This is a genomic window from Rhodococcus sp. NPDC078407, assembly GCF_044542515.1.
In the GTDB taxonomy this organism is placed as follows: Bacteria; Actinomycetota; Actinomycetes; order Mycobacteriales; family Mycobacteriaceae; genus Rhodococcoides.
The window spans coordinates 302567-322129 of sequence record NZ_JBITUQ010000001.1; the positions used below are offsets into that span (position 1 = coordinate 302567).

The window sequence follows — 19563 nt, forward strand, 5'->3', positions numbered from 1 at the left end:
GAGTGGAGCCTGCGGAACGACCGGTAGGCCAAGGATTGGAGCCTGCGGAACGACCGGTAGAGCCAGCCGCGCACGACGAGAGGGCGTGCGATTCCTGCCCCACTCCCAGGCCGTTTCGGTGAAATCCGACGCGTCGATTCCGCGAGTGGAGCATCCGATGCGCAGCCGGGTCAGAAGCCGAGCTTGCCCATCTGCTTGGGGTCGGTCTGCCAGTCCTTGGCGATCTTGACGTGCAGGTCCAGGTAGATCCTGGTGCCGAGCAACTTCTCGATCTGCAGGCGCGATGCCGTACCGACCTCTTTGAGCCGAGAACCGCCCTTGCCGATGATGATGGCCTTCTGGCTCGATCGCTCGACGTAGAGAATCGCATGCACGTCGAGCATGTTGTCGTGGCCCTCGCGTGGCACGACTTCTTCGATGACGACGGCCAGAGAATGGGGTAGCTCGTCCCGGACGCCTTCGAGTGCTGCCTCACGGATGAGCTCGGCCATGAGGATTTCCTCCGGCTCGTCGGTCAGCTCACCGTCGGGGTAGAACGCAGGCCCCGGCGGCAGTTCCGATGCCAGCAGATCGACCAGCTTCTCCACCTGCTCACCGGATTCGGCCGACACCGGAATCACGTGACTCGAGTCGCCGAGGAGCTTCGAGAGCGCCATCAACTGCTGTACGACGCGTTCCTTCTTGACCTTGTCGATCTTGGTCACGATGCCGATCAACGTGGTCTTGGGGGCAATGTGGCGCACCTGCTCGAGAATCCATCGGTCCCCCGGTCCGATCTTCTCGTCGGCCGGGATGCACAGGCCGATGACGTCGACCTCGGAGCACGTGTCCTGCACCAGATCGTTGAGTCTCTGCCCCAGAAGCGTTCTGGGACGGTGCAATCCGGGGGTGTCCACGAGGATCAGTTGGGCGTGCTCGCGGTGCACGATGCCGCGAATGGTGTGCCGGGTCGTCTGCGGACGCGAGGACGTGATGGCAATCTTCGACCCCACCAACGCATTGGTCAGCGTGGACTTGCCGGTGTTGGGTCGGCCTACGAAACAGACGAATCCGGATCGGAACTCACCGTTGTTCTGCTCGGACAAGAGAGCACCTCCAGTTTTCAGTGTTGGTGAGTGACGTCCGACGAGTCGTCGTCCTCGATGGATTCTTCGTCGGGTTCGATCTTCTCGACCAGCACGGTGGTGATGCGCACGCGCCCCTTGGGGTCGGCCCCACCTTCACCGCGCAGCAGCAGTCCATGGGTCTGTACCTGGGCTCCGGGCAACGGCACTCGGCCCAGCTCGTGTCCGAGCAAGCCGCCTACCGTGTCGACCTCCTCGGATTCGATCTCGATGCCGAAGATTTCACCGAGATCTTCCAGCGGCACTCGGGAGGACACGCGATAGCGTCCGTCCTCGAGCTCTTCGATGGGTGCCACTTCGTCCGAGTCGTATTCGTCGGCGATCTCACCGACGATCTCCTCGATGACGTCCTCGATGGTCACCAAACCTGCGATGCCCCCGTATTCGTCGACGAGCAGTGCCATGTGGTTGCGGTCTCGCTGCATCTCGGCCAGCAGACTGTCGAGCGCCTTCGAGTCGGGAACGAACACAGCCGGCCGCATCAGTTCGGACACCTGCACCCCGCGGCCACCGTCGGTGGAGTAATAGGTCTGCTGCACAAGGTCTTTGAGGTACACGACGCCGACGATGTCGTCGACGTTCTCGCCGATGACCGGGATGCGTGAGTGTCCGCTGCGGACGGCCAGCGAGGTGGCCTGACCGGCCGACTTGTCGGATTCGATCCACACCATCTCGGGCCGCGGGACCATGACCTCACGTGCCGACGTATCACCGAGTTCGAATACCGACTGGATCATGCGACGTTCGTCGTCGGCCACGACGCCGCGTTCTCGGGCCATGTCCACGAGCTCTCGGAGTTCGATCTCGGAGGCGAAGGGGCCGTTGCGAAATCCCTTACCGGGGGTGATCGCGTTGCCGATGAGAATGAGCAACCGGCTGATCGGTCCGAGTAGCCACCCGAGCGCACGCAGCGGCAACGCAGCCGCCAGAGCGATCGAATACGCGTTCTGTCGGCCGAGGGTTCGAGGGCCGACGCCGATCACGACGTAGCTGACCAGCACCATCACGACCGCGGTGATCACCAGCGCGGTCGTGGAATCGATCAGCTGAGTCAACCCGCCCGCGAGCAATACGGTGCCGCCGATTTCGCACAGAATGCGCAGCAGCACCATCAAGTTGACGTAGCGAGGGCGGTCGGCGACCACGACGACGAGGCCGGCGGCACCCGGCCTCTCGTCCTTGACCATGTCGTCGATCCGCGCCCGCGAGACCGTGTTCAGCGCAGAATCGACTGCAGCGAACAGGCCTCCGAGGGGAACCAGAAGGACAGCGAACACGATGAGCGCAACAGCACTGCTCACGCGCTACGACCCCATGCTTCCGGCTGCTCGACCGCGCGTGTCATCGATCGGACCCGTCGACGAAACCGGCCTTGCCGAGGAGCCGGGAATCGCGAGCAGCCTGTTGGGCTGCCTGCTCCGAGCGCCGCGCGTCCTCGTACCATTCTGCGAGCAGACGGTTCTGCAGCTCGAACATTTCCTTCTCTTCGTCCGGCTCGGCGTGGTCGTATCCGAGCAGGTGCAACACACCGTGCACGGTCAGCAACGCGAGCTCGTGCTCGAGCGAATGGCCCGCAGCGGCAGCCTGATCCGCAGCGAACGACGGGCACAGCACGATGTCGCCGAGCATCGCCGGTCCGGGATCGGGCGCGTCGGGACGGCCGCCGGGCTCGAGTTCGTCCATCGGGAACGACATCACGTCGGTGGGGCCGGGCAGATCCATCCACCTCATGTGCAGATCCGCCATCGTCGACGAATCCACCAGCACCATCGACAGTTCCGCTGCTGGATGTACGTCCATGCCGGCGATCGCGAATCGTGCGACCGACACCAGCTCGGGTTCGGAGATGTCCATCCCCGACTCGTTGGACACTTCGATACTCATGCGGTCACTACCCACGCTCTCGTTGCCTGCAACTGAATCATCTTCGCGCCGAACGCGGTCCGCCGGTGCGGCGTTGCTCGCGGCCCGGAATTACACTCTGCGAGGACGACTCGAAGCGCTCGTACGCGTCGACGATCTCCGAGACCAAGCGATGCCGCACCACATCGCTGCTGGTGAGCTGAGCGAAGTGGATGTCGTCGAGGTCGGTCAGAATCTCGGATGCTGCACGCAATCCCGATTTCGCACCACCCGGAAGGTCGACCTGGGTGACATCGCCGGTGACGACGATCTTCGAGCCGAACCCCAAACGCGTGAGAAACATCTTCATCTGTTCGGCGGTGGTGTTCTGCGCCTCGTCGAGAATGATGAATGCGTCGTTGAGCGTTCGACCACGCATGTACGCGAGTGGGGCGACCTCGATGACGCCTGCTTGCATCAGCTTGGGGATTGCCTCGTCGTCCATCATGTCGTGCAGCGCATCGTGCAACGGCCGCAGGTACGGGTCGATCTTCTCGTGCAACGTTCCGGGCAGGAACCCGAGACGCTCCCCGGCTTCCACGGCCGGGCGCGTGAGGATGATGCGACTGACCTGCTTTGTCTGCAGCGCCTGCACGGCTTTCGCCATCGCCAAGTACGTCTTGCCGGTGCCGGCGGGACCGATGCCGAACACGATCGTGTTGGCGTCGATCGCGTCGACGTACCGCTTCTGGTTCAAGGTCTTGGGCCGGATGGTCTTGCCCCGGCGCGACAGAATGTCCAGACTCAGCACCTCGGCCGGCGAATCCGACACACCCTCGGTGAGCATGGCGATCGAGCGACGGACAGCATCGGGAGTCAGCGGCTGGGCGCGCTTGGCCAGCGCAGCCAACTCGGAGATCACTCGTTCGGCCAGCGCCACGTCGGCCACTTTTCCGGTGAGCGTCACGGCGTTTCCTCGTACGTGGATGTCTGCCGTCAGCATCTGCTCGAGCGCCCGCAGGTTCTCGTCGGACTGTCCCAGCAGCGGCATCACTGCTTCGGGGGCGAGCTCCAAGGTGGACCGAACGTCACGCTCGGCGGGAAATTCGCTGTGTTCACTCACGTGGTGGCTATGGCCTGCTCTCTTGTTTCGACGCTGAAGAAGTGGATCGGTGTTCGAGTGAAGTTTAACGCCGCATCCGCGATGCGCATTCCTGTTACTTGCCGCTGCCGTCCAGCACTGCGTCGAGCGAGAGTGACCAACACCGCGAATCGGGATTCAGGAACGCGAAGTGGTCCTCGCCCGGCACGATCGTCAGCGTCGCATCGTCTCCGGCCGCACGTGCGGCCTCGACATACCGCTCGCTCTGCGCCACGGGAACCTGAACGTCCTCGGACCCGTGCAGCGCGATCGTCGGGATACCGATGGGCGCACGGGCAGCGGGCGACGCCGATCGGTAGAGAGCGGGCTCGTCCTCGTACCGAGCCTGCAACAACGCCTCCATCGCAGGATTGGTCCGCCCCGAAGCACCGCGCGGCTCGAGATCGAGAACGCCGGCCTGGGAGACGATGCGCGACGGGCGGACCTTCGTACCGGTCTCGCCGCCGAGCCACACGGCCAAGTGACCGCCGGCCGAGTGGCCGATGACGCGTACGTCGTCGACACCGACGGGGGCGTGGTGTTGTAGCTCGCCGGCCACGACGTCGAGAGCTGCGCGAACGTCGGACTGCATCTCCGGCCAGTGCCCACCGGCGCCGACTCGTCGGTACTCGATGTTCCACGCCACGGCTCCGGCCCCCGCGACTGCTCGGGCGAACTGAGTGGCCAGGTTCGATCCGTACTGCCCGCTCCAGAATCCGCCGTGTATCACCACGACGACCGGCGTGGCCGCGTCGACGGGCTCGGGCGGTAGGTAGAGATGGCCGTACTGCTCGGCGTGGTCGCCGTAGGCAATCTTGATACGTGCGCTCATGCGTTCTCGAAATCCGGGGGCAGTTGTGTCCAGCGGGAGGTCAGCACCCCGAGCGCACCGAGGGCGACCGCTCCCGCAGTCGACGTCCGCAGCACCGTCGGCCCCAGCACCACCGGGGTTGCCCCGGCGTCGGTCAGAGCAGCAACTTCACGGTCGTCGAGGCCGCCTTCGGGTCCGACGACGATCACGACCTCGGACACCGAGTCGAACGGCAGGTCCCGGAACGCCGACGTCGCTGCCTCGTGCAGCACGGCGACAATTCCGCCGCGCTCCACGACGCCGCGCACGAATGCGTAGACCTGAGCCGAATCGTGCAGCTCGGAGACCTCGGGGATGTATGCCCGACGCGACTGCTTGGCAGCTTCCGCCGCAGTACTGCGCCACTTTGCGACCCCCTTGGCGGCCTTGGGTCCCTCCCAGCGCGCCACGCACCGCGCGGACTGCCACGGCACGACGGCATCGATGCCGGCCTCGGTGGCCAGCTCGACCGCCAGCTCCGACCGGTCCGCCTTCGGCAGAGCCTGCACGAGCGTCACCACCGGAGCGGGACGCGGCATCTCACTGCGCGAGTGCACGGTCAGTTCCAGTCGGTTCTTCTCCGCTGCGGCGACGACCGTGTCGGCCAATCCGCCCGCTCCGTCACCGAGCAGCACCCGCTCGCCGACGCGGATGCGTCGCACCGTCGCGGCGTGGTGTCCCTCCTTGCCGTCGAGCACGGCGAGCTCGCCGACCTTCGGCAGGGGCGAGAGGTAGAAGACCGTGGGGGCCATCGATCAGCGACCGCTGAACGCTTCCCGCAACCGCGAGAACAATCCGCCGCTGTGTGCCGAACCGGTGGTGACGACCTCGGCCCCATCTCGGTCTCGCATCGACTTGAGCTGTTCGAGCAGATGGGTCTGCTTGCTGTCGAGCTTGGTCGGCACGATGACTTCGAGGTGCGCGTGCAGATCGCCGCGAATGCCGGACCGGAGCTTGGGCATACCGTGACCACGCAGCACCGTCGTCGAATTCGGTTGTGTGCCTTGTTCGATCGAGATCTCGGTGGGGCCGTCGATGATCGCGTCGATGTTGACCGAGGTGCCCAGAGCCGCGTCGACCATCGGGACGCGGACGGTGCAGTGCAGGTCGTCACCGTCGCGCACGAACACCTCGTGCTGCTGCTCGACGATCTCCACGTAGAGGTCTCCTGCGGGTCCGCCGCCGGGACCGACCTCGCCCTGCGAGGCAAGACGGATTCGCATGCCGTTGCTCACGCCGACGGGCACCTTGACCGAGATGTCGCGACGCGAACGCACGCGCCCGTCGCCGCCACACTTGCGGCAGGGGTCGGGGATGGTCTCGCCTGCCCCGCGGCACGTGGGGCACGGGCGGCTGGTCATGACCTGGCCGAGGAACGAGCGCTGCACCGACTGCACTTCACCGGCACCGCCGCAGGTTTCACAGCGAACCGGCTTGGAGTCGCCGTTGGTGCCCGAGCCCGTGCACAGGTCGCAGAGAATAGCCGTGTCGACGGTGATGTGCTTGGTCACGCCCGTCGCGCACTCGTCGAGGGTCAGCTTGGTCCGCAGCAGCGAGTCGGCTCCCGGCTGCACGCGACCCTTGGGCCCGCGCTGGGATCCGCCCGCGCCCCCGCCGAAGAACGCCTCGAACACATCTCCCAGGCCACCGCCGAATCCGGCTCCACCGAATCCACCACCGCCGCCTCCGCCGCCCTGCTGCAGAGGGTCACCACCCAAATCGACGATGCGTCGCTTCTCCGGGTCCGAGAGCACCTCGTAGGCGGTGGAGATTTCCTTGAACCTGGCCTGCGCGGCCTCGTCCGGGTTGACGTCCGGGTGCAGCTCTCGCGCCAATTTGCGGTAGGCGCGCTTGATCTCCTGGTCCGTCGCCTGCTGGCCGACGCCCAAACTCCCGTAATAATCCCGTGCCACGTCGTCTCTTTCGTCCTAGAAGATGAATCTCGTTCGTTGATGCTGTGCGGGCAGCGGGCCTGAGCGCCGCTACCGGTGTTCGATCGTCTCTCGCTCGTCTCAGCGTTCGGCCAGGACCTCGCCGATGTACCTGGCAACCGCGGCGACCGATGCGATTGTTCCTGGGTAGTCCATTCGTGTCGGCCCCAGAACACCCATCCCTCCGAGGACCATGCCAGCAGAGCCGTAGCCGGTGGAAATCACCGACGTTCCGCGCATCTCCTCGACCTGCGTTTCTTCACCGATCCGCACCGTGACGGTGCGCGTGTCCTGCGTCACGGCAAGGAGCTTGAGTACCACCACTTGTTCTTCCAGCGCCTCGAGTACCGCTCTGAGCGATCCGGGAAACCCTGCGTCGCCGGCGAAGTCCGCGGCATTGCGGGTCAGGTTCGCCGTGCCGCCGAGCACCAGACGTTCCTCGGGGTGCTCCACCAGCGACTCCACCAGGACCGTGGCCGACCGGATCATGGCGTCCCGCAAGCCGGCCGGAGCATTCTCGGCGAGTTCGGCCACGGCAGCCGATGCAGCAGCGAGCCGCTTGCCCTCCAGCGCGCTGCCGAGCAAGCGACGCAACTGCGACAGGTTCTCGTCGTCGAGGACGTCACCGAGTTCGACGATGCGCTGATCCACTCGCCCCGAATCGGTGATCAGTACCAGCAACAGCCGCGCCGGCGTCAGTGCCACCACCTCGAGATGACGAACCGACGACGCCGACAGCGTGGGGTACTGCACCACGGCTACCTGGCGGGTCAACTGGGCCAAGAGGCGGACGCCGCGGCGCAGGACGTCGTCGAGGTCGACGCCGTTCTCGAGAAACTCCAGGATGGCGCGTCTCTCCGCCGCCGACAGCGGCTTGACGTCCGCGATCCGATCGACGAACTGGCGATAACCCTTGTCGGTCGGCACCCGGCCGGAGCTGGTGTGGGGCTGAGCGATGTACCCCTCGGCCTCGAGCACGGCCATGTCGTTGCGCACGGTGGCACTCGACACGCCGAGGTTGTGCCGCTCGACCAATGCGCGTGATCCGACGGGTTCCTGGGTGGACACGTAGTCCGCCACGATCGCTCGTAGAACCTCGAACCGCCTGTCGTCGGTGCTCGACATCGGTGCCCACCTCCGTTCTCGTTTCCAATCGTCGCTCGAGTCTAGTAGCCAAGGAACGCATGCTCGTGCAAGGCCTTAGTGTGGTCCGCGTGGAAACGTTCTTTCGATTCGGTCCAGCGGCTCGAGGCTCGCGATGATCTTCAAAGGTGTGCGAGACGGCAAGCCGTATCCCGAGCACGGTCTGTCCATCAGGGACTGGTCGAGGATTCCGCCGCGTCAACTTCGTCTGGACGAGATCGTCACCACCACGAAGGTGCTCGAACTCGACCGATTGCTGTCCGAGGACTCCACCTTCTACGGAGATCTGTTCCCCCACGCGGTGCAGTTCCGTGGCGTCATCTACCTCGAGGACGGCTTGCACCGCGCAGTGCGTGCGGCCCTGCGGAGCCGAACGGTGTTGCACGCCAGGGTGTTCGACTACGACGCGCTGGGTGCTTGAAACATTTCGATCAGGCGGCTGCGATGCTGCGGACCACCGCGTCGGCGAGCAACCGGCCGCGGTCGGTGAGAACCAACCGGTCGCCGTGCCGGTCCAACAATCCGTCCGCAACGGCCTGATCGGCAGCGACGCGCTCGGCCGGGCTCAGCAGAGTCAGCGGTACTCCCGTACGAAGTCGAACGGTCAACATCAATTCTTCGAGGTGTCGATCCTCGGTGCTGAGCAGCTCGCTGCCCAAGACGGGCAGCACTCCGGCGGCCAGACGGTCGGCGTACGCGGCAGGGTGTTTGACGTTCCAGAACCGGGTGCCCCCGATATGACTGTGTGCGCCCGGCCCTGCTCCCCACCAGTCGCCGCCGTCCCAGTAGCCGATGTTGTGGCGGCACTGGGCGTCCGCGTCGGTCGCCCAGTTCGACACCTCGTACCAGGACAACCCGGCCGAGTTCATGGCCGAATCGATCCGTTCGTAGCGGCTCGCGAGCACATCGTCGTCGGGAGCGGGCAACTCGCCGCGGCGGACCTTGCGGGCCATGGCCGTGCCGTCCTCGACGATCAGCGCGTACGCCGACACGTGGTCGACGCCCGCCTCGAGCACGGCGGCGAGCGATTGATCGAGGTCGCTGTCTCGTTCCCCAGGGGTGCCGTAGATGAGGTCGAGATTGACGTGCTCGAAACCGGCGGCACGAGCCTCCTTGGCGGCGGCGACCGCGCGACCCGGCGTGTGAGTGCGATCGAGAACGGCCAGCACGTGGGGCGCCGCGGACTGCATACCGAGCGAGACCCGCGTGAAGCCTGATTCGCGGAGGCGGTCGAAGAACTCCGGTGACGTCGATTCCGGGTTCGATTCGGTCGTCACCTCGCCGCCGTCGGTGAGACCGAAGCTGGACCGAACCGCGCCGAGTACGTCGGCCAACCCGTCGCCGCCGAGAAGCGACGGCGTGCCGCCGCCGACGAACACCGTGTCTGCTGATGGAACACGACCGGTCCCGGCCTCGATCAGACCCGCAGCGATGTCGAGCTCTCGACGGAGCCCCTCCAACCACGACTGTGGAGACGCCGATGTCCCCAGCTCGCCCGCCGTGTAGGTGTTGAAGTCGCAGTAACCGCACCGGGTGGCACAGAACGGAACGTGCACGTAGATCCCGAACGCGCGATCGCCCACCCCGGCGAATGCCTCGGCCGGCAGCTCGAGGGTGGACTGGACGGGTACGACGGTATTCACGATCTCTAGTCTCCCAGAGTCCAGGACCGTCCGATCCCACTCGTCCTGCCAGCCTATTCACCGCAAAATCCGGGTAAATAGCCGCCGCGGTCGTCCGTCGCCCCGGTGACGTGGCACAATGGCTCGCGTGACCGACTCAGGAATTCGACTCGTGGCGCGCCGCCACGTCGATCTCGGCCGCGTCTGCAGCGCGTCGTGTCGACACACGACCGGCTGCTGACTCAGCCCTCCTTCGAGCACGTCCATTCGATCCACCGGTTCCGCACCACCTCGTGAGCGCATCTACGCGCAACGAACGGGGCCGGCCAGCACAGAAGATGCAGGAGCATTGCATGTCGTCGACCAGCGACGCGACCACCGACGCTGCCTCCCCCGCACGACGGGAGCGCACGCCACGGCCGACCAAGCGTCGAGCCGAAGGACAGTGGGCTCTGGGCTACCGGGAACCGCTGAACGCCAACGAGCAGTCCAAGAAGGACGACAACCCGCTCAACGTGCGCGCCCGCATCGAGAACATCTACTCGAAGCAGGGTTTCGACAGCATCGACAAGGGCGACCTGCGTGGCCGCTTCCGCTGGTGGGGTCTGTACACCCAGCGTGAGCAGGGCTACGACGGCACCTTCACCGGTGACGACAACATCGACCTGCTCGAGGCCAAGTACTTCATGATGCGCATCCGGTGCGATGCCGGTGCATTGAATCTGGAGCAGTTGCGCACCCTGGCCCAGATCTCGAAGGAGTTCGGTCGCGACACCGCAGACCTCTCCGATCGCGAGAACGTCCAGTTCCACTGGATCGAGGTCGAGAACGTCCCCGAGATCTGGCGTCGAATCGAGGCGGTCGGGTTGAAGACCACCGAGGCGTGCGGCGACTGCCCGCGCGTCGTGCTCGGTTCCCCGCTCGCGGGCGAGGCCGTTGACGAAATCCTGGACCCCACGTCTGCCATCGACGAGATCGTCGAGCGCTACATCGGCAAGCCGGAGTACTCGAACCTGCCGCGCAAATTCAAGACCGCGATCTCCGGTCTGCAAGACGTGGTGCACGAGGTCAACGACTGCGCCTTCGTCGGCGTCGTACATCCCGAACACGGACCGGGTCTGGACCTGTGGGTCGGCGGCGGGCTGTCCACCAACCCGATGCTCGCGCAACGCGTCGGCGTCTGGATTCCGCTCGCGGACGTTCCCGACGTGTGGGAGGGCGTCGTCTCGATCTTCCGCGACTACGGCTACCGCCGGCTTCGCACCAAGGCGCGCCTGAAGTTCCTCATCAAGGACTGGGGCATCGAGAAGTTCCGCCAGGTCCTCGAAGACGAATACCTGCACCGCAAGCTCATCGACGGCCCGGCTCCCGAGAAGCCCACACGGCCTCGCGACCACGTCGGGATCCAGAAACTCAAGAACGGCCTCAATGCCGTCGGTGTGGCACCTATCGCCGGCCGCGTCTCCGGCACCATCCTCGCTGCCGTCGCCGACGCTGCCGAGAAGGCCGGGTCGGATCGGGTTCGGTTCACGCCGTACCAGAAGTTGATCGTCCTCGACGTTCCGGACGAGACGCTCGAGCAGCTGATCTCCGACCTCGATGCGTTGGGCCTACCGGCGCGGCCATCGCACTGGCGCAAGAACCTGATGGCGTGCAGCGGTATCGAGTTCTGCAAGCTCTCGTTCGCCGAAACCCGTAAGCGGTCACAGGTTCTCGTACCGGAGCTCGAAGAGCGCCTGTCCGACATCAACAGTCGACTCGACGTTCCGATCACGATCAACATCAACGGCTGCCCCAACTCGTGCGCGCGGTCGCAGATCGCCGACATCGGGTTCAAGGGCCTTCTGGTCGACGACGGGGCCGGGAATCAGATCGAGGGTTTCCAGGTTCACCTCGGAGGCAGCCTCGGATTCGACAGTGCATTCGGCCGAAAGCTACGCCAGCACAAGGTGAACAGCTCCGAGCTGGGAGATTACATCGACAGAGTGGTGCGCAATTTCGACAAGCACCGCGAGGACGGCGAACGGTTCGCTCAATGGGCCGTGCGAGCAGACGAGGCGGATTTGCGATGAGTACCAGGCTGAATTTGACCGTCGAGGAATTGAAGGGCATCGCCGAGCGCGGTGCCCGCGAACTCGACGGTGCGAGCCCACTGGAGCTGTTGCAGTGGACCGAGGAGAACTTCGGAGACGACTTCATCGTCGCCTCGAACATGCAGGACGGGGTACTTGTGCACCTCGCCGCCCAGGTTCATCCCGGAGTGGACGTGTTGTTCCTCGACACCGGCTACCACTTCGCCGAGACCATCGGAACGCGCGACGCCGTCGAGTCGGTCTACGGAGTTCGAGTCGTCAACGCACGCGCCGAAAAAACTGTTGCAGAACAGGATTCGATCGAGGGCAAAGATCTGTTCGCCCGCGAACCGAACCGGTGCTGCGCGATGCGCAAGGTCGCCCCTCTGAAGAAGGAGTTGGCGAACTACAGTGCGTGGGTCACCGGCATCCGCCGGGTCGAGGCCCCCACCCGGGCCAACGCCCCTCTCATCTCCTTCGACGACGCCTTCGGCCTGGTGAAGATCAACCCGATCGCACCCTGGTCGGACGAGCAGATGCAGGCCTACATCGACGAACATTCGATTCTGGTCAATCCCCTCGTCGACGAGGGCTATCCATCCATCGGGTGCGCACCGTGCACCGTCAAACCTGCCCCCGGTGCCGATCCGCGTAGCGGTCGTTGGGCCGGCAAGGCCAAGACCGAATGTGGGTTGCACGCCTCATGACACTCGACCTCACCTCGGCCACCGTCGGTCGAACCCATCTCGACGCGGATCGGTTCGACACCCTCGACGCGCTCGAATCCGAAGCCATTCACATCTTCCGCGAGGTGGCCGGCGAGTTCGAGCGCCCGGTCATCCTGTTCTCGGGCGGCAAGGACTCGACCGTTCTGCTGCACCTGGCGATCAAGGCCTTCTGGCCAGCCCCCCTGCCGTTCGCGCTACTGCACGTCGACACCGGCCACAACCTGCAGGAGGTGCTGGACTTCCGCGATCACGTGGTCGCCAAGTACAACCTGCGGTTGCATGTGGCCAGCGTCGAGGAGTACCTCGCCGACGGGCGCCTCACCGAGCGTCCCGACGGTATTCGCAACCCGCTGCAGACCGTGCCCCTCCTCGACTCGATCTCCGAGAACCGGTTCGACGCCGTCTTCGGAGGTGCCCGACGCGACGAGGAACGCGCGCGTGCCAAGGAGCGAATTTTCTCGCTACGCAACGCATTCGGCCAGTGGGAGCCCAAGAAGCAACGCCCCGAGCTGTGGAACCTGTACAACGGCAAGCACTCCCCCGGCGAGCAGGTTCGGGTGTTCCCACTCAGCAACTTCACCGAGCTGGACATCTGGCGGTACATCGCCCGCGACGACGTGGAACTGGCGAGTATCTACTACGCGCACCAGCGCCCCGTCTACCAGCGCGACGGCATGTGGATGACGCCCGGAGTGTGGGGCGGACCGGCCGAGAACGAAGAGTTGCAGACACTCTCGGTGCGCTACCGCACGGTCGGCGACGGTTCCACCACCGGTGCCGTCCTGTCCGAGGCCGCCGACAACCAGGCGATCCTCGCCGAGGTCGCCGCGTCCAGGTTGACCGAACGCGGAGCCACCCGCGGCGACGACCGCGTCTCCGAGGCTGCCATGGAAGATCGCAAACGAGAAGGATACTTCTGATGAGCAGCACAGGAACTCAGCTCCTTCGCCTCGCCACCGCGGGCAGCGTCGACGACGGCAAGTCCACTCTCGTCGGGCGGCTGTTGTACGACACCAAATCCGTTCTCGCAGACCAGATCGATGCCGTCACGCGGGCTTCGGTGGACAAAGGATTGTCCACCCCCGACTTGTCGTTGCTCGTCGACGGCCTGCGTGCCGAACGCGAACAGGGCATCACCATCGACGTTGCCTACCGTTACTTCGCGACGCCGAATCGCTCCTTCGTCCTGGCCGACACCCCCGGCCATGTGCAGTACACCCGCAACACGGTCTCGGGCGCGTCGACGGCTCAGTTGGTCATCCTGCTCGTCGATGCCCGCAAGGGCGTGATCACCCAAACCCGTAGGCACGCAGCCGTTCTGGCACTACTCGGCGTTCCACGCCTGGTGCTCGCCGTCAACAAGATCGATCTGGTCGAGGACCCCGCAACCGTGTTCGCCGAGATCTCGGCGGAGTTCAACTCGTTGACCTCCTCGCTCGGGTGGTCCAGCGAGGACGTCATCGAGATTCCGGTGTCCGCACTGCACGGCGACAACGTGGCAGTCAAGTCCGACAAGACCCCGTACTACGACGGCCCGACTCTCATCGAACACCTCGAGTCGGTGCCTGTCGACGCCGAACCGCACCGCGTCGGTCTGCGCTTTCCCGTCCAATACGTCATCCGCCCTCGCACAGCAGAATTCCCCGATTACCGCGGCTATGCCGGTCAGGTTGCGGCGGGCTCCGTCGACGTCGGCGACGAAGTCGTCATCCTGCCTTCGGGCACCAGAACGACCATCGAGCGCATCGACACCGCGGACGGCGAGCTGCGTACCGCACATGCAGGCCGCAGTGTCACTCTCGTCCTGGCCGACGACGTCGATGTCTCTCGCGGCGACACCATCGCCTCCCCGCAGGATGCTCCCGAGCCCATCGCAGAGTTCGAGGCCACGGTGTGTTGGCTCGCGGAGAAGCCGCTTCGTCCGGGCGCTCGTCTGCTGCTCAAGCACGGAACTCGCACCACGCAGGCCATCGTCGGGACTCTGGTCGAGCGATTCGACGAGCAGGATCTCACTGCGCACGAAGGTCCGGAGTCGTTGGAGCTCAACGAGATCGGGCGAATCTCGGTGCGCGTCGCCGAACCGATCGTGGCGGACGACTACGCCGTCAACCGGCACACCGGTAGCTTCTTGTTGATCGATCCGGCCGGCGGAAACACGCTGGCGGCCGGCCTCGTGGGCAACGCTCTGGCTGCAGTCGAGCTGGGGTCGGCAGTTCCGGCGTGAGCGCACTGATCGCGGTCGCCCACGGCAGCCGCGACCCTCGTTCGAGCGCCACGATTCACCGCGCCGTCGACGTTCTGCGTCGACGGCGACCGGATCTGGACGTGCGCGTCGCGTTTCTCGACCTCAGCGAGCCCGGCGTCGACCACGTCGTCGACGCCATGGTGCACTCCGGCCACACCCGCATCGTCGCCGTTCCCTTGTTGCTGGGCAAAGCATTTCACGCCAAGGTCGACCTACCCGAGCTGCTGGCCGCGGGGCAGTCCCGACATCGACACGTGTCGATCGTGCAGACCGACGTGCTGGGCGACGACGGCCTCCTGATCGAGGCAGTCCGCGATCGAATTCTCGAAACCGGTGCAGAAGTGGATGATCCGACCGTCGGCATCGCCCTGGCTGCGGTCGGTTCCTCCTCGGCACCGGCGAATCGACGTACCCAGCTGGTCGCCCGCAAGCTGCTCGCCGGGACGAGCTGGGCCGCCGCGGTCACCTGCTTCGCCACCTCGGTCTCCCCGTCCCCCGTCGACGCCGTCGCGGAACTACGCGCGGCCGGTGCCGGTCGAATCGTCGTGGCACCGTGGTTCCTGGCTCCGGGACTGCTCACCGACCGCATCGAAGCGTCGTTGTCCTCCGAGCCGGACGCAACGTACGCCGACGTGATCGGGGCTCATCCCGCTCTGGCCGAGCTGGTATCGCAGCGTTACGACTCGGCTGCGGCACGCGGCGCGTCGGTGGCGTCGGCGATGGTCGGCACTCGAGTCGCGCGCACGTAGACGGTCTCGCCCTCGCGGAGTCCGAGTGCCTCACTGTCGCCTCGGGTGATCTGAGCGGCGAACAGCTCACCGGTGGCTGCGTTCTGCAGTTCGACCTTGACCTCGAAGCCGAGATGCACGACGCGTTCGACGACGGCCCGCGTCACACCGGCGGATTCAGCGGTACCGCTGGCCTGTGCCTGCGCCAACGACGGGTCGCGCCCGACGCGAATGTCGTGCGGACGCACCAGAAGCCCGTTGAGCTTGGCCACTTGGCCGAGGAACGACATGACGAAGTTGTTGGCGGGCCGGTCGTAGAGATCTTCCGGGGTGCCGACCTGCTCGATGCGGCCCTTGTTCAGCACGGCGATTCGATCGGCGACGTCGAGCGCTTCTTCCTGATCGTGGGTCACCAGCACGGTGGTGACGTGCACCTCGTCGTGCAGGCGACGCAGCCACGTCCGCAGATCAGCGCGCACCTTGGCGTCGAGCGCCCCGAAAGGTTCGTCCAGTAGAAGCACCTGCGGGTCGACCGCGAGTGCGCGAGCCAACGCCATGCGCTGACGCTGTCCGCCGGAGAGCTGGGCTGGATAGCGATTCTGAAAGCCGGCCAACCCGACGATCTCGAGCAGCTCGTCGACCTTCTTCGCGATCTCGGCCTTGGGACGCTTGCGAATCTGCAGACCGAACGCGACGTTGTCTCGCACGGTGAGGTGCTTGAACGCCGCATAGTGTTGAAAGACGAACCCAATTTCGCGTCGCTGCGGGCTGACCCACGTCACGTCCTGACCCGCGAGCACCACCCGACCCGAGTCGAGCTGCTCGAGGCCGGCGATGGAGCGCAGCAGAGTGGACTTGCCCGAGCCGCTGGGGCCGAGCAATGCCGTCAACGATCCTTTGGGGATGTCGATGCTGACGTCGTCGAGAGCAGCGAAGTCGCCGTAGTGCTTGTTGGCACCGACGACGGATATCTCGATCTCGGAGGATTTTTCGGTCATTACTTCGTCCTCTTCTTGTCGAGAACCGTCATCAGCAACAGCACGATGACGGCGATCGCCATGAGCAGCGTGGACGCGGCGTACGCGCCCTGTTGATTGAAGTCCTCGTACCGTGAATTGACCAGCAACGTCAGTGTTTGCGAGATGCCTGGCAGGTTGGTCGAGACCATGATCACGGCACCGAACTCGCCGAGCGAACGCGCGACGGTGAGTACGACGCCGTAGGTCAGACCCCATCGGATGGCCGGCAGGGTGATGCGCCAGAACGTCTGCCAGGAGCTTGCACCCAGGGTCGACGCCGCTTCTTCCTGCTCTTCGCCGATCTCGTACAGGACGGGTTCGACTTCGCGTACCACGAAGGGCAGCGTCACGAAAATAGTGGCTATGACCATGCCTGGGAGCGCGAAGATCACTCTGAAGCCGAGACTTTCGACGCCGCCGAACCACCCGTTGGCACCCCAGAGCAGAATCAGCGCGACTCCGGTGATGATGGGCGATACCGCGAACGGTAGGTCGACGATGGCTTCCAGTACGCCTTTGCCCCGAAATCGCCCTCGCACCAACGCAAGCGCGGTCACCACGCCGAAGATCACATTGATCGGCACCACGATGGCGACGATCAACAGCGACAGTTGCAACGCCGATTGTGCTGCAGGAGTGGTGACCTGCTCGAAGAACGACACGACGCCGTCCTCGAACGTTCGGTACAGGATGGCGGCGAGCGGAAAGAGCACGAGCACAGCGAGATAGACCAGCGCAATGGTCCGCAAGGACAGCTTGACCGGAAGACTGATCTTCACGAGATCTGCTCCTCACGCTTGGCCAGTCGGTTTCCGATGATGCGCAGTACGAACAGCACCGCGAAGGCGATGGCCAACAGCACGACCGAGATCGCCGCGGCGTCGACCGGCCGGTCGTATTCGATCAGCTCGCGAATGTACTGCGACGCAACCTGTGTGTCGTCGGGAATATTGCCACCGATGAGCACCACGGAGCCGAACTCGCCGATGGCGCGAGCGAACGCCAGGCCGCCGCCCGACAGCACTGCGGGAAGCAGCACGGGCAGAACGATGCGCCGGAAGATGGTCCAGTTGTTCGCGCCGAGCGAGGCTGCTGCTTCTTCGACGTCCTTGTCGAGTTCGATCAGCACCGGTTGCACCGCGCGCACCACGAACGGCAACGTGACGAACAGCAACGCAACGATCACTGCGGGCTTGGTCGCGTTGAACACCAAGCCGATCGGACTCGCCGGGCCGTAGAGGGACAGCAGCACCAAACTGGCGACGATGGTGGGCAGCGCGAAGGGTAGGTCGATCAGTGCATTGACGAATCTCTTGCCGGGGAACTCGTCCCGCACCAGTACCCACGCAATGAGTGTTCCCAGAAACAGATTGATCACCGCGGCTGCGACAGAGACGATGAGCGTGACCTTGAACGTGGCCACTGCGCGGGGTTCGGAAATCGCGCCCCAGAAACCGGCAAGGCCGTCGTCGAAAGACTGAACCGTCAACGCTGCCAACGGAAGCAGCACGATGATACTGAGCCACAGGACGGCGACCCCGAGCCCGATCGGGCCCACCGACCCCGGGCCCCTGAACTTGCGGCCTTCTCTTCCGGCCTTGAATCGAGGTCTCGGACCGGGCGTGACAGTCACGCCCGCAGTCGCGGTGTCGGTGGTCGAAGATGACATCGATGTCTACCGAGTACTTTCCTGATAGATCGTCGCGATCGCGCCGTTGTCGCCGAAGAGATCTGCATCCACCTGAGTCCAGCCACCGAGATCATCGATCGTGTACAACTTTTCGGGGGTGAAGAACGTGTCGGAGTATTCCGAGGCGATATCGGGGTTGGTGGGCCGGAACCCGGCCTCCGCCCATATCTTCTGGCCCTCGTCGGTGTAGATGAAGTCGTTGAGAGCATTGGCGCGGTCGAGGTTGGCACTGTCGTTGATCACTGCCACGGGATTGTCGATGCGGAACGTGACGGGAACGTCGACGTGCTCGACCTGCTGTCCCTGCTCCTCGATCAGAAGCGCTTCGTTCTCGTAGCTGAGCAACGCGTCACCCTGGCCCTGCAGGAACGCTTCGGTTGCGGCGCGCCCGGATTCGGGCTGGACCGGGAAGTGATCGGCAACGAGGGTGCGAACGAAGTCGAGGCCGGCCTGCTGGTCCTCACCGCCGTTGCTCTTCGCCGCGTAGGGGGCGAGCAAGTTCCACTTGGCCGAACCCGAACTGAGTGGACTCGGACTGATGACCTGAACGCCGGGCTCGATCAAGTCGTCCCAGGTACGGATGTTCTTGGGGTTGCCCTCGCGCACCACGATGGTCACGACGGAGCCGAACGGCACTCCGGCGTAGGCGTTCCGGTTCCAGTCCTCGTCGACCTTGCCTGCCTGTACCAGACGGGTGATGTCGGGCTCCACCGAGAAGTTGACGATGTCTGCGGGGGCTCCGTCCGCCACCTTGCGCGACTGGTTGCCCGATGGGCCGTAGTCGGCGTTGATCGCCGTTCCGTCACCGTCCTCGGTTGCGGCGAAAGCCGGACCGATTGCGTCCCAACCGTTCTTGGGAACCGCGTAGCCCACGAGGGTCAGAGCTGGGCCGCTGGCGGTGTCCGGCTCCCCGCCGACGACGTCACTCGAACCACCGTTGCAGGCCGCGAGAACGAGCGCTCCCACGGCGGCGAACGTTGTCAGCAGGTAACGAGAGCTATGACTCATCGAAAGATGGCCTTTCGGAAATGGTGTGTCGAGAACGAACCGGGCAGACGTGATCACTCCCGAGTCGACGCGGGCTCAACGGCACATCGGTGCGAGAACACCGTGGGCGCAGCAGGAAGATCGCGGCTCACCACGCGCCGAACGGACGCACGATGCAGCGGATCGACAGAACCGATTCGACCTGGGAAGGAATCAACAACAGTCGATATCGGCAACTGCCAGCATGCCGACAGCGATCAACGCCAACTGATGGCGGACGCGGTACTCGGCGGCAGAAGACACGGTCAGGAATCTAGCAGAGGTTACGGACGTACTCTAATCTCGGAGAACACGACCGCCGGGCGCGCCGCTACCGAGTGAGCAACCAGGCGATGACAACCAGCACCAGCAGCGCGATCAGCGCCAGTGTGACCCGAGACC

General features: G+C 64.9%; 20 protein-coding genes. 6 read left to right on the forward strand and 14 right to left on the reverse strand.

Annotation, left to right across the window (positions count from 1 at the left end; genetic code table 11):
* Positions 1 to 170 precede the first annotated feature (170 nt).
* From era to hrcA, 8 genes are all read right to left on the reverse strand, one after another.
* Entirely contained in the window at positions 171 to 1085 is a 915-nt protein-coding gene (gene era / locus ACIGGF_RS01430; RefSeq protein ID WP_397519659.1) for a GTPase Era, read from the reverse strand.
* A 17-nt stretch (positions 1086 to 1102) separates the two neighbouring features.
* Positions 1103 to 2425: a hemolysin family protein gene (locus ACIGGF_RS01435; protein WP_397519660.1), complete on the reverse strand. Its 1323-nt coding sequence runs from the start codon at positions 2423 to 2425 to the stop codon at positions 1103 to 1105.
* A 40-nt stretch (positions 2426 to 2465) separates the two neighbouring features.
* A complete protein-coding gene (ybeY, locus tag ACIGGF_RS01440) occupies positions 2466 to 3008 on the reverse strand; it encodes an rRNA maturation RNase YbeY (protein WP_397519661.1) in 543 nt (180 codons plus the stop codon).
* 37 nt (positions 3009 to 3045) lie between these two features.
* Positions 3046 to 4089: a PhoH family protein gene (locus ACIGGF_RS01445; protein WP_397519662.1), complete on the reverse strand. Its 1044-nt coding sequence runs from the start codon at positions 4087 to 4089 to the stop codon at positions 3046 to 3048.
* Positions 4090 to 4183: 94 nt separating this feature from the next.
* A complete protein-coding gene (locus tag ACIGGF_RS01450; RefSeq protein WP_397519663.1) occupies positions 4184 to 4939 on the reverse strand; it encodes an alpha/beta hydrolase family protein in 756 nt (251 codons plus the stop codon).
* On the reverse strand, positions 4936 to 5709 hold the full coding sequence (locus ACIGGF_RS01455) for a 16S rRNA (uracil(1498)-N(3))-methyltransferase (RefSeq protein WP_397519664.1): 774 nt from the start codon (positions 5707 to 5709) through the stop codon (positions 4936 to 4938). The genes ACIGGF_RS01450 and ACIGGF_RS01455 overlap by 4 nt, the downstream gene beginning before the upstream one ends.
* Positions 5710 to 5712: 3 nt before the next feature.
* Positions 5713 to 6870, reverse strand: a complete 1158-nt coding sequence (dnaJ, locus tag ACIGGF_RS01460) for a molecular chaperone DnaJ (protein WP_397519665.1) — start codon at positions 6868 to 6870, stop codon at positions 5713 to 5715.
* A gap of 99 nt (positions 6871 to 6969) precedes the next feature.
* On the reverse strand, positions 6970 to 8013 hold the full coding sequence (hrcA, locus tag ACIGGF_RS01465; RefSeq protein ID WP_397519666.1) for a heat-inducible transcriptional repressor HrcA: 1044 nt from the start codon (positions 8011 to 8013) through the stop codon (positions 6970 to 6972).
* 133 nt (positions 8014 to 8146) lie between these two features.
* Here hrcA and ACIGGF_RS01470 point away from each other — a divergent pair, with 133 nt between their 5' ends.
* The gene (locus tag ACIGGF_RS01470) at positions 8147 to 8452 is read left to right on the forward strand and encodes a type II toxin-antitoxin system VapB family antitoxin (protein ID WP_027497503.1); all 306 of its coding nucleotides are present in this window, start codon (positions 8147 to 8149) and stop codon (positions 8450 to 8452) included.
* Between the two features lie 10 nt (positions 8453 to 8462).
* On the opposite strand, the gene hemW is transcribed toward ACIGGF_RS01470, so the two are convergent.
* Positions 8463 to 9674, reverse strand: coding sequence for a radical SAM family heme chaperone HemW (gene hemW, locus ACIGGF_RS01475; protein WP_397519667.1), 1212 nt, complete (start codon positions 9672 to 9674; stop codon positions 8463 to 8465).
* A gap of 332 nt (positions 9675 to 10006) precedes the next feature.
* Here hemW and ACIGGF_RS01480 point away from each other — a divergent pair, with 332 nt between their 5' ends.
* Genes ACIGGF_RS01480 through ACIGGF_RS01500 form a run of 5 tightly spaced genes read left to right on the forward strand, consistent with a single transcriptional unit; the run spans position 10007 to position 15447 of the window.
* Complete coding sequence (locus ACIGGF_RS01480) at positions 10007 to 11725, forward strand: nitrite/sulfite reductase (RefSeq protein WP_397519668.1); 1719 nt, start codon at positions 10007 to 10009, stop codon at positions 11723 to 11725.
* A complete protein-coding gene (locus ACIGGF_RS01485) occupies positions 11722 to 12432 on the forward strand; it encodes a phosphoadenylyl-sulfate reductase (RefSeq protein WP_397519669.1) in 711 nt (236 codons plus the stop codon). Before ACIGGF_RS01480 ends, ACIGGF_RS01485 begins: the two co-directional genes overlap by 4 nt.
* A complete protein-coding gene (gene cysD, locus ACIGGF_RS01490) occupies positions 12429 to 13373 on the forward strand; it encodes a sulfate adenylyltransferase subunit CysD (protein WP_397519670.1) in 945 nt (314 codons plus the stop codon). Before ACIGGF_RS01485 ends, cysD begins: the two co-directional genes overlap by 4 nt.
* Positions 13373 to 14677 (forward strand): sulfate adenylyltransferase subunit 1, encoded by a 1305-nt coding sequence (locus ACIGGF_RS01495; protein WP_397519671.1) that lies wholly within the window; start codon positions 13373 to 13375, stop codon positions 14675 to 14677. The genes cysD and ACIGGF_RS01495 overlap by 1 nt, the downstream gene beginning before the upstream one ends.
* Positions 14674 to 15447, forward strand: a complete 774-nt coding sequence (locus ACIGGF_RS01500; protein WP_397519672.1) for a sirohydrochlorin chelatase — start codon at positions 14674 to 14676, stop codon at positions 15445 to 15447. The genes ACIGGF_RS01495 and ACIGGF_RS01500 overlap by 4 nt, the downstream gene beginning before the upstream one ends.
* Here the strand turns inward: ACIGGF_RS01500 and ACIGGF_RS01505 are convergent.
* The 5 genes from ACIGGF_RS01505 to ACIGGF_RS01525 form a co-directional block, all read right to left on the reverse strand.
* Positions 15375 to 16424 (reverse strand): sulfate/molybdate ABC transporter ATP-binding protein, encoded by a 1050-nt coding sequence (locus ACIGGF_RS01505; protein ID WP_397519673.1) that lies wholly within the window; start codon positions 16422 to 16424, stop codon positions 15375 to 15377. The genes ACIGGF_RS01500 and ACIGGF_RS01505 overlap by 73 nt on opposite strands.
* The gene (cysW, locus tag ACIGGF_RS01510) at positions 16424 to 17224 is read right to left on the reverse strand and encodes a sulfate ABC transporter permease subunit CysW (protein WP_397519674.1); all 801 of its coding nucleotides are present in this window, start codon (positions 17222 to 17224) and stop codon (positions 16424 to 16426) included. Before cysW ends, ACIGGF_RS01505 begins: the two co-directional genes overlap by 1 nt.
* Positions 17221 to 18114 carry a sulfate ABC transporter permease subunit CysT gene (gene cysT / locus ACIGGF_RS01515; protein WP_397519675.1) on the reverse strand — a complete coding sequence of 298 codons (894 nt, stop codon included), beginning with the start codon at positions 18112 to 18114 and terminating at the stop codon, positions 17221 to 17223. Before cysT ends, cysW begins: the two co-directional genes overlap by 4 nt.
* A 6-nt stretch (positions 18115 to 18120) precedes the next feature.
* Positions 18121 to 19143 carry a sulfate ABC transporter substrate-binding protein gene (locus ACIGGF_RS01520; protein WP_397519676.1) on the reverse strand — a complete coding sequence of 341 codons (1023 nt, stop codon included), beginning with the start codon at positions 19141 to 19143 and terminating at the stop codon, positions 18121 to 18123.
* A gap of 192 nt (positions 19144 to 19335) precedes the next feature.
* Positions 19336 to 19425, reverse strand: coding sequence for an Ms4533A family Cys-rich leader peptide (locus ACIGGF_RS01525; protein ID WP_310180897.1), 90 nt, complete (start codon positions 19423 to 19425; stop codon positions 19336 to 19338).
* Positions 19426 to 19563: the final 138 nt, after the last annotated feature.

What these genes read in the sequence shown, in the direction of transcription:
- ybeY (WP_397519661.1), bottom strand. Translation starts at nt 3,008, where the DNA reads ATGAGTATCGAAGTGTCCAACGAGTCGGGGATGGACATCTCCGAACCC.
- ACIGGF_RS01450 (WP_397519663.1), bottom strand. Translation starts at nt 4,939, where the DNA reads ATGAGCGCACGTATCAAGATTGCCTACGGCGACCACGCCGAGCAGTAC.
- ACIGGF_RS01455 (WP_397519664.1), bottom strand. Translation starts at nt 5,709, where the DNA reads ATGGCCCCCACGGTCTTCTACCTCTCGCCCCTGCCGAAGGTCGGCGAG.
- hrcA (WP_397519666.1), bottom strand. Translation starts at nt 8,013, where the DNA reads ATGTCGAGCACCGACGACAGGCGGTTCGAGGTTCTACGAGCGATCGTG.
- ACIGGF_RS01470 (WP_027497503.1), top strand. Translation starts at nt 8,147, where the DNA reads ATGATCTTCAAAGGTGTGCGAGACGGCAAGCCGTATCCCGAGCACGGT.
- ACIGGF_RS01480 (WP_397519668.1), top strand. Translation starts at nt 10,007, where the DNA reads ATGTCGTCGACCAGCGACGCGACCACCGACGCTGCCTCCCCCGCACGA.
- ACIGGF_RS01485 (WP_397519669.1), top strand. Translation starts at nt 11,722, where the DNA reads ATGAGTACCAGGCTGAATTTGACCGTCGAGGAATTGAAGGGCATCGCC.
- cysD (WP_397519670.1), top strand. Translation starts at nt 12,429, where the DNA reads ATGACACTCGACCTCACCTCGGCCACCGTCGGTCGAACCCATCTCGAC.
- ACIGGF_RS01495 (WP_397519671.1), top strand. Translation starts at nt 13,373, where the DNA reads ATGAGCAGCACAGGAACTCAGCTCCTTCGCCTCGCCACCGCGGGCAGC.
- ACIGGF_RS01505 (WP_397519673.1), bottom strand. Translation starts at nt 16,424, where the DNA reads ATGACCGAAAAATCCTCCGAGATCGAGATATCCGTCGTCGGTGCCAAC.
- cysT (WP_397519675.1), bottom strand. Translation starts at nt 18,114, where the DNA reads ATGTCATCTTCGACCACCGACACCGCGACTGCGGGCGTGACTGTCACG.
- ACIGGF_RS01520 (WP_397519676.1), bottom strand. Translation starts at nt 19,143, where the DNA reads ATGAGTCATAGCTCTCGTTACCTGCTGACAACGTTCGCCGCCGTGGGA.